Raw genomic sequence first — 10,187 nt, forward strand, 5'->3', positions numbered from 1 at the left:
GCCAGCAGAGCAATACAAGAGCCTTGGCGCGTGGCTGAGGCTTCTTTTTTGATCAATAGCGATCGATGAATGGCGGCAGTGCTTTCGCTATAAAATGAAGGATGAAACGTGCACCGCCTCCACAGGGCGGCGCTCGCCATTTCATCAGGCAACGCCGTCAAAGAGAATGGAACGGATCGGTTTGGAAAGAAACGAGGTGCCGCTAACTTGAAAGCATTACTGGAAGCTTATGCCGCGGATACTGACTTTGTCTCGGTCGTATCTGGAATCAAGAAAGGGATGCGCGAGCAGCTCATATCGGGGCTGGCCGGCTCCTCACGGCAGGTTATGATCGCCGCCTTGAAGCAGGAATTCGACCGTCCTGTGCTCGTCGTGACCCACAACATGTTTGCGGCGCAGAAGATTGCGGAGGATTTGGTGGAGTTATTGTCGCCTGGCGAGGTACTGCTCTATCCCGCCAATGAGCTTGTCGCTGCCGAAGCGGCCATATCGAGCCCGGAAACGCTCGCGCAGCGGATGGATGTGCTTATCCGTCTGTCGCAAGGCTTTCGCGGGATTGTTGTCGTTCCCTTCTCCGGCGTGCGCCGGTTTCTGCCGCTGAGCAGCGTCATGGCGAATGCGCGCATTGCGCTGAAGGTCGGCGAGACGCTAGCATTGGAAGCGTTTTTACGGCAAATGGTAGAGCTCGGTTACGAGCGCGTCGATAAAGTAGAGGGCAAAGGGGAAATGAGCGTTCGGGGCGGCATTGTCGATTTCTTCCCGCTCACATCCCCGCATCCGTACCGCGTGGAATGGTTCGACGACGAAATCGACTCCATCCGGACGTTCGATTCCTCCGACCAGCGCTCGATCGAAAAGCTGGAGGCGTACAGCGTTCCGCCATGCCAAGAGCTGACGGCGGACAGACGCCGGTTCGAGAACGCGACTCAGCACGCCTCGGAGCTGCTGGAGCAACAGCTGCAGAAGATGACCGACCGCACGGCCAAGGACCGGCTGCGCGCTGAGATCGGCTCGGAGATCGAGAAACTGCGGGAGCATCAGTATTTCCCTGAGATCTATAAATATATATCGCTGCTTTACCCTGAACGTCAGACCTTATTCGATTATGTACCGAATGACACGCTGCTGATCTACGACGAGCCGACCCGTCTTATCGAAACCGGCCGCCAGCTGGAGCGGGACGAGGCAGAATGGTCGACGCATCTCATGACGAACGGCAAGGCGCTGCCTTCGCTGGCTTTGGCGCGCCCATCGGACGACGTCCTGTTTCACCGGCCGTTTCCGACGCTGTTCCTATCGCTCTTCCTCCGGCAGATCCCGCATACGCAGCCGCAAAATATCTTGAATGTCGTCAGCCGCGCGATGCAAAATTTCCACGGCCAAATGAATGTGCTGAAGGCCGAAATGGAGCGCTGGCGCAAAGCGGGCGCGACCGTTATGATGCTGGCCGGAAGCGCAGAGCGAATGGATCGGATGCGCCGGGTGCTGCAGGACTACGGCATCGAGCCGCCAATGCTGATTGAAGGCAACCTGCAGAGCGGGTTTGAGCTGCCGTCCGTGCATCTCATCGTCATTACAGAAGGCGAGATGTTCTCGCAGAAGCAGCGCAAGGCGCGCCGCCTCGACAAGAAGATGGACAATGCGGAGCGGATTAAGAGCTATACCGAGCTGAAGGTCGGCGACTATGTCGTGCATCAGAACCATGGCATCGGCAAATACATGGGCATCGGCACGCTGGAGATTGCCGGCATCCATAAGGACTACATGCATATTATGTACGCGGGCGGCGATAAGCTGTCCGTACCGATCGAGCAGATTGATCTCATTCAGAAATACGTGGGCAACGAGGATAAGGAACCGAAGGTCTACAAGCTCGGCGGCAGCGAATGGACGCGCGTGAAGAGCAAGGCGCAGTCGTCGGTGAAGGATATCGCCGACGAGCTGATTAAGCTGTATGCCGAGCGGCAGGCGACGACCGGCTTCGGCTTCGGTGCGGATACCTCGTATCAGCAGGAATTCGAAGCGATGTTCCCTTACGACGAGACCGTCGATCAGCTGCGGGCGATATCCGAAATCAAGAAGGATATGCAGACCCCTCGTCCGATGGACCGTCTGCTATGCGGCGACGTCGGTTACGGCAAGACCGAGGTGGCAGTACGCGCAGCCTTCAAGGCGGCGATCGAGGGTAAGCAGGTGGCCATCTTGGTGCCGACGACGATTCTGGCGCAGCAACATTACGAGACGTTCCGCGAGCGGTTCTCGGGCTTCCCGTTCAATGTGCAGGTGCTTAGCCGTTTCCGGAACAAGAAGGATCAGACAGCCACGATGAAAGGCCTCAAGGCCGGCACGGTGGATGTTGTCATCGGCACGCACCGGATACTGTCGCAGGATGTGATTTTCAAAGATCTCGGACTGCTTATCGTAGACGAAGAGCAGCGCTTCGGCGTGTCGCATAAGGAGAAGCTGAAACGGCTGAAGACGAATGTCGACGTGCTGACGCTTACGGCGACCCCGATTCCGCGGACGCTTCATATGTCCATGCTCGGCGTGCGTGACCTGTCGGTTATCGAGACGCCGCCGGAGAACCGGTTCCCGGTGCAAACGTACGTCGTGGAATACAGTCCGTCGCTCGTCCGCGAGTCGATCGAGCGCGAACTGGCGCGCGGCGGTCAGGTGTACTACCTGTTCAACCGCGTACAGGGGATCTACCAGATGGCGGAGCAGATCAACGCTCTGGTGCCGGATGCGAAGGTGGCCGTCGGCCACGGCCAGATGTCCGAGCAGGAGCTGGAGAAGACGATTCTCGACTTCCTCGACGGCGAATCCGATGTATTGGTGAGTACCAGCATTATCGAGACAGGCGTCGATATACCGAACGTCAACACGCTGATCGTGCATGATGCGGACAAAATGGGCTTGTCCCAGCTGTATCAGCTGCGCGGCCGCGTCGGACGGTCCAACCGGATCGCCTATGCGTACTTTACTTACCAGCGGGACAAAGTGCTGACGGAGGTAGCGGAAAAACGGCTGCAGTCGATCAAGGAATTCACGGAGCTGGGCTCCGGCTTCAAAATCGCGATGCGCGACTTGTCCATCCGGGGAGCGGGCAATCTGCTCGGGGCGGAGCAGCACGGCTTCATTGCGTCCGTCGGCTTCGACCTGTACTCGCAAATGCTGGCTGACGAGATCGCCAAGCGGAAGGCGGAAATGGGCGGCGCCGTCGAAGAGCCGGTCAAGGAAGTGAGCACGGTCATCGATATGAGCATTGATGCCTACTTGCCGTCTTCCTATATTTACGATAGCATACAGAAGATAGAGATTTATAAGAAAGTCGCCGCGGTACGCACCTTCGAAGAGGGGGACGACCTGCGCGACGAGCTTGTCGATCGGTTTGGCGATTTGCCGCAGTCGGTAGATAATCTGCTCTCCGTTGCCCGTCTCAAAGTATTCGGCGCCGTTTGCGGCATCGAGCAGATCGGCGGCAAGGGCGAAGACATTACCCTGAGGTTTGCGGAGCGGGAGAAGAAACGGTTTGATGTGAAGAAAGTGGACCGACTCTGTCTCCAGCTGGAGAATCGCTTCGCGCGTGCGGCGGGACAAGAGACAGGACCGCTCGTGCAGCTGCGCGGCAAGGGGTTGTCCATGGAACAGAAGCTTGAACTGCTGGAACGGTTTTTGACGCATTATAAAGACACCATTCAATCGAAAGGGGAACTACAGGATGTTACGCACTAAACAGGCAAGAAGAATGATCCTGCTTGCGCTTGCCGCTGTTCTCGTCGTCGTGCTTGCGGCGGGCTGCGGTAAGAAGAAGGAGGAGTCCTCTGCTCCGGGAGCGGGCGGCGGAAAAACGATCGCGACCTACAAAGACGGTACCGTCACCGAGGGGGAGTTCAAGAAGTACTCCACGTTCTTCGGTATCGTACAGCCGCAGACGGAGATGTACCTGAGCATCCCGCAGTTGCAAGAGCAGTTCCTCCGCGAGTATATTGGCTATAAAGTGTTGTACAAGCCCCTGGCGGACAAGAAGCTTAGCGATGAGGACCAGAAGGGTATCGACGGCTTCTACACGCAAGTGAAGACGCAAATCGATGCCGACGCGACGCTTAAGAAGAAGGTGGATGACGCCGGCCTGAAAGAAGCGGACATCCGTTACTTCTATACGATGATCACGACCATTATGAAGGACGAAGAGAGCAAAGTGACGGACGCGGACGTGCAGAAGCAATTCGACACGACCAAGGACGACTACAATATGATCAGCGTTCGCCACATTCTGATTTCCACGGTCGACCCGACGACGGGCGCCGAGAAACGCAAGGATGAGGATGCGCTCAAAATCGCGAAGGAAGTCAAAGCGAAGCTTGATGCCGGCGGCGACTGGAAAGAACTCGCGAAGCAATACTCCGAAGACGACGGCTCCAAGGACAATGGCGGCCTGTACGAGAACCAGCAGGCTAAAGGCTGGGTGCAAGAGTTCAAGGACGCGGCCAACAAGCAGGAGATCGGCAAAGTCGGCGATCCTGTGCAGTCGCAGTTCGGCTACCATGTCATGAAAGTCGAGAAACGTACGCCGACGCCGTTTGACAAGCTGACCGAGGCTGACAAAACAGGACTCAAGCAGGAGGCTGCTTCGGCCAAACTGCAAGCCTTCATGACGACTGATCTGCCGAAGCTGATCACGAAGATCGATCTGCCGCAAGCAGCCGCTCCAGCGGACGGTTCCAACGCGGGAACAGGCACGAATACAGATACGAACAAGAACGGTGCGACGAATACGGGCACCGATAAGAAAGACGATGCAGCCACGAACGATAACAAAACCGAGAGCAAGTAAGCAATCGGGGACCATCGGGTAGGGGCAGCATTGCCGCACAGACAAGCCCAGCCCGAAACGGCTGGGTTTTGTTTTATCAAAATATGGGGAGGACGAATCAATGGGACAGCAGCTTATCTACACGGGATCCTATGGTGCGAAGGAACAGGAGGGCATTAAGGCGATGGGGTTGCAGGACGGTCGACTGACAGAGCGATCCGGGCTCGCGGGCATTCATCATCCTTCTTTTATCGCGCTCAATCACGCAGGAACGCGGCTTTACGTCGTCAGCGAAACGGGCGCGGAGCCGGGGAGCGTCTACAGCTATGAGATTCATGCAGATAATGGTGCGCTGACGCTTATTAGTGAAGTATCTACCTTAGGGGGATCACCATGCCACCTTGCGCTCGATGCGACTGAACGGCTCCTGGCGGTGACGAATTATTCAGGCGGTACGATTAGCCTGTACGCCGTTCAGGATGATGGTGCGCTGAAGCTTGCCGATCATATCGCTCATGAAGGTCGGGGGCCGCGTGAAGACAGGCAGGAGGCGCCGCATCCCCACTCGTCCATTCTGGATAAAGCTAACCGTTTTGTCCTAGTTGCAGATCTGGGTACCGACGAGATCGTTCATTACCGGATTGATCACGAGGTGCAAAAGCTTGTCAAGCATCATGTGACCCGATCTGCCGCTGGAGCGGGACCGCGTCATATGACATTCAATGCTGGCAGAGACGTGCTCTATGTGGTCAACGAGCTGGATTGCACGATCGTTGCGTATCGCTACGCGCCTGAGACGTCCGATCTGACGCTGCTGCAGACGATCTCCACTTTGCCGGATGATTTCGAGGGCGAGAACACCTGCGCGGACATTCATCTCACGCCGGACGGCCAGTTCCTGTACGCGTCTAACCGGGGACATGACAGCCTTGCCGCGTATCGGACGTTGCCGGACGGGCAGCTCGCGCTGATCGACATCGTGCCAAGCGGCGGAAGGACGCCGCGCAACTTCGCAATCTCGCCGGATGGCGGCTACTTACTCGCGGCGAATCAAGAGAGCGACCGGATTGTCACGTTCCGCATTGATCGGGAGTCGGGGCGTTTGACGGCTGCAGGTGAGGCTTATGAGTCGGTGAAGCCGGTTTGTATCGTTTTTCAATAGGATTAGCTTTCGCTAACGGACTGATTGATATAATCATAGAATAGACTGGAGCCGAAGCACGGCCTTTCGAGGCGGCGTGCTTCGGCTTTTTATGGTGTGAATAACCTGACTGTCGAAAGGGATCACGGGTCAAACCGGCATGGATACGCTGATATGTCCGGAAGATCTGAGCTTGGCAGCTCCGCAAGCGGCGATTAATCAGATCCTGCCCTCATCGCATCCAAACGAGCGCCCGGAAAGGCTGTTTGTTTTATTGTTCAGTCACTGCGCTCATATATAGAATTGGAAATTTAACCACTACTTTTGGCCTCGCTAATATGGTACCGTATTACCTGTAATGTTTGGAATATTAGATAGATCCATCCAAAAGTTTGTGGGAGAATTTATGTTCAGGCATGCTACGGATGGTACGAAGATTCGTATGATCCTTTAATCTATATAAATGAAACGGAAGTGATACCCATGTTTTTCCTTGAGACGAACGGTATCCGGCTGCATTATCAAGTGCATGGCTCCGATTCGGCCGCGGAGACGCTTGTTTTTGTGCACGGTCTGGGATTGAATATGAAAGTATGGGATTCGATACTACCCTACATAACTCCGAACTATAGAATCATTACGTTCGATTTGCGCGGTCACGGGCAATCGGAATGGGGGGGCGGAGCCTCTTGCTGGGACACGCTAGTAGAAGATATTGAACAACTTAGAGTTCATTTGGCGATAGATTCGTTTCATATGGTAGGTTATGGGTTTGGCGCCAATCTATCTATTACATATAGCATTCATCATGAGGCGCGGGTGAAAAGTCTCGTATTGCTCACGCCAGTGTCGTATTACCCCAAAGAACTGTTCGCTGAATTGGTACAAGCTAGAACATCCATGCTCCGCAATTATTCCATGGAACAACTTGCGCATGATTTGGCCAATAAAATTACGGGTTTGCCGGCAAATAGCCACGCTTTTCAAGAGATCGTAAATGCATATGCGCATCTAGTGCCTGCATATTACTTGACTCTATTGGAGCTTTATATGGGGACTGCCTCCGAAAACTATTATCGAACGATTAAGCATCCGACGTTAACGCTGGTAGGGGACAAGGACAGGCGTAATTTAGCGTCCTATGCGTTTGCTTTTCGTCCGCTTCATTTATCGCGCCTCTTAATCGTCCCTCAATCCTCGAGCGCTGTATTTTTGGATCAGCCTGCGATAACTGCCGATTGGATGGATACCTTCATAAAGGATTATCAGTCAAACGAAGTACATTCCATGGAGATCGAGGAAGCGGAGCTTCACATGATGGCTTATTATGAGGAAGTTTTCGATCGCGGAATGAAGGAATTGGAGTCGAAGAGCTGGGTGCAGGCGAATTTCATTTCCGGTTTCCGGGTAACTATTAATGGGGAAGAGAAATTTGAAGGTTGGAATCAGCGATATGCGAAAAGCCTGCTGCTATTCTTGGTACTGAACGAGAACGCGACAAGAGAACAGATCTGCGATGAGCTTTTTCCTGATAAGCCCGTCAAACAATCGTTAAGCAATCTGAAGGTTTATTTAAATCATTTGAAGAAACTGCTTGAAGCGGATCGATCGGATGGGCATGATACTGCCGTCCTGGTAATGGATAAAGAGAATATTCGAATCGAAGCGATCATTCAATCGGATATCCTTCAATTATGGGAGGACATTCGCGCTGCGCAAAGTGAAGATGATCCTTGCACCAAGCTCAAGCTCTGCCGCAATATGATGAACGCGCTGCCTGCGACGCTATTGCCGGGCATGTATGACGACTGGATTATCGACATCAAAAATAATATGGAGTCGCAAATTGTCGATCTCGCTATTGAAGCTGCCGACCTAGAGGAGAAGCGCGGGAACGTTCGCGCGAGTATGCAGTTTATGAATATTGCCCATAGGTACCAGCCGGATAGAGACGAGCTGTTCAGACAAGCGGTTAAGCTGATGGACAGCATTCTTCAGGCTAAAGTTGGAGGAAAAAAGAACCATTTTTAATGGCGAATTATAGCGTAACGTTAGTGTAACTGCGAAAATTGTATAATTATGACTATAAAGTTTTTTAATTCATAGGTTACTAGACCTATGAATAATTCGTCATAATGGAGGAGAACTATGAGTCGCAAGTTACGCAAAGCTACAGTTGGTTTACTAGGGTTGACGCTGGCTTTAAGTCCGGCTTCGGCATTCGCAGCGCAATCGGCGCAATCATTCAAGGATCTTAACGGTCACTGGGCACAAAAGCAAATCGAGCAATGGATTGAAGCAGGAAATTTGAAAGGTTTTGACGATGGCACGGTTCGTCCGAACGCATCGGTAACGCGCGCGGAATTCGCGGCGATGATTAATAGGTTGTTTGCTTTCCAAGAGGCGGCTGCCATTAACTTTAAAGACCTTGTAGCTACGAACTGGGCCTACTCCGATATCGCAATAGCGGTAAAAGCCGGTTACATCGTTGGCTCGAGCGACAACATGGTGCATCCTGGCGATGCGGTAACACGTCAAGAAGCGGCAGTCATGATTGCTCGTGCGCTTAAACTGACGGCAGGTTCTACAAGTTCTCTGGCCGTATTTAAGGACAAGGATCAGGCAGCAGCTTGGAGCGCGGAAAGCCTTGCGGCGCTGATCGAACAAAAAATCATGAACGGATTACCGGGCGGCGAGCTCGCTCCTAAGCGGGCAATGACAAGAGCGGAAGCGGTTGTCTTGATTCAAAACGGTTACGATGCTAAGAAAGCAACGGCAGCCGTGACGTATGATAAAGCTGGCGTGTATGGACCGGCTGATCAAGCTGCGCCTGAAGTCATTAAAGGCACTGTCGTAATCAGCGCTGCAGGCGTGACGCTGCAGAACGTCGAGATCGATGGCGATCTTGTTCTTGCAGAAGGCATTGGAGAGGGCGACGTAACGCTCAAGAACGTGAAAGTAAAAGGAACGACTTACGTGCGCGGCGGCGGCGCGAACTCGGTTCACTTCGTCGATTCCGTACTGGTCAAAATCGTAGTCAACAAAGCGGACGGTACCGTTCGAATCGTTGCCGAAGGTTCGACTCAAGCAAGCAGCGTTGTCATTCAATCCTCTGCCAAGCTGGAAGAGTCCGGCGTAACGGGCAACGGGTTCACGGACGTCGAGCTGGCTAAAGAACTTCCAAAGGATTCTACGGTTAACCTGGTTGGAACATTCGAGGACGTAAACGTATTCTCGACTCAAATCAGCGTGAAGCTATCGCAGGGCTCTATTGAGCACTTGGCTACCACGGCCGGAGCCAGTAACAATGAGATCGAAATTGCCCAAGAGGCTAAAGTGCTGCAATTGATTCTGGATGCAGTAACGAAAATGATCGGCACTGGCACAATCAGCAAAGTGACGGCTAATGATGGTGCGCAGGGCTCATCGTTTACGCAAGCTCCAGGCGAATTGAGCGGTCTGAAGAAGGATGACGTTATTTTGCCGACGGCACCAGGCGGCGGTGGCGGAAGTGGTGGAAGTGGCGGAGTAATCGTAGCAGATGGTTTCACAACTGAAAAGGAACTTAAAGACGCCTTAGCAGATGCAAATGTAAGTACAATTAAATTAGGAGCAGACATTGCATTAGACTCCTATTTAAATGTAACCAGAGATGTGACAATCGATGGTAACGGCTATACGCTTACAAGAAGCGTAGCGAACGCGACGGACAATGAAAGCTACGTCGTAATGGTAAGCTCCAACAAGCTGACCGCAAAGAATATTAAGTTCGTATCCAGTAACACCCAGACTTCTCCTGAAGCAAATGCAGTAGGGATCACCGTGCAACAAGGAGCAGCATTGAAACTAGACCGTGCAACAATTACGGCAACAAGCGCCAAGAGAAGTGCGTATGGTGTGTATCTGCAAGACGGTGCAGCGGGAGCAACGATTACGAACACCGTATTCAACCTTACAGCTCCAACCGAAGGTAGAAATACGATCGCAATCGGTTTTGAAACGACAGCTGTAAATGATGCGGATCCATTCCGTGTACTGACAAAGAGCGGCAACACCATTCCTACCGGGGCGTATGAAATCGCCTTCTATGTACCAGCAGCATTTAAAGGCGACCCTGAGGCCTTGATGAACGCGGCTTTGGCAACAGGCCAAAAGGGCTTATACTGGGGAGATAAAGTAATCGCAACAGTTTTCACCCAGGAAGCCTTGGTAGCGAAATTGGCTGATGCA

Annotated in this window: 5 protein-coding genes; all 5 read left to right on the forward strand. The window is 53.1% G+C overall.

Annotation, left to right across the window (positions count from 1 at the left end; translation table 11 throughout):
* Nucleotides 1-207: 207 nt before the first annotated feature.
* Nucleotides 208-3,735, forward strand: coding sequence for a transcription-repair coupling factor (gene mfd / locus AC0YNU_RS32720; RefSeq protein WP_475764199.1), 3,528 nt, complete (start codon nt 208-210; stop codon nt 3,733-3,735).
* On the forward strand, nt 3,722-4,837 hold the full coding sequence (locus AC0YNU_RS32725) for a peptidylprolyl isomerase (protein WP_475764201.1): 1,116 nt from the start codon (nt 3,722-3,724) through the stop codon (nt 4,835-4,837). The genes mfd and AC0YNU_RS32725 overlap by 14 nt, the downstream gene beginning before the upstream one ends.
* A 100-nt stretch (nt 4,838-4,937) precedes the next feature.
* The gene (locus AC0YNU_RS32730) at nt 4,938-5,978 is read left to right on the forward strand and encodes a lactonase family protein (RefSeq protein WP_475764203.1); all 1,041 of its coding nucleotides are present in this window, start codon (nt 4,938-4,940) and stop codon (nt 5,976-5,978) included.
* A 462-nt stretch (nt 5,979-6,440) separates the two neighbouring features.
* Nucleotides 6,441-7,988, forward strand: a complete 1,548-nt coding sequence (locus tag AC0YNU_RS32735; RefSeq protein WP_475764206.1) for an alpha/beta fold hydrolase — start codon at nt 6,441-6,443, stop codon at nt 7,986-7,988.
* Nucleotides 7,989-8,105: 117 nt separating this feature from the next.
* A partial coding sequence (locus AC0YNU_RS32740; protein ID WP_475764208.1) for an S-layer homology domain-containing protein occupies nt 8,106-10,187 on the forward strand: 2,082 nt, incomplete at its 3' end.

Source organism: Paenibacillus sp. J31P316, assembly GCF_056269105.1.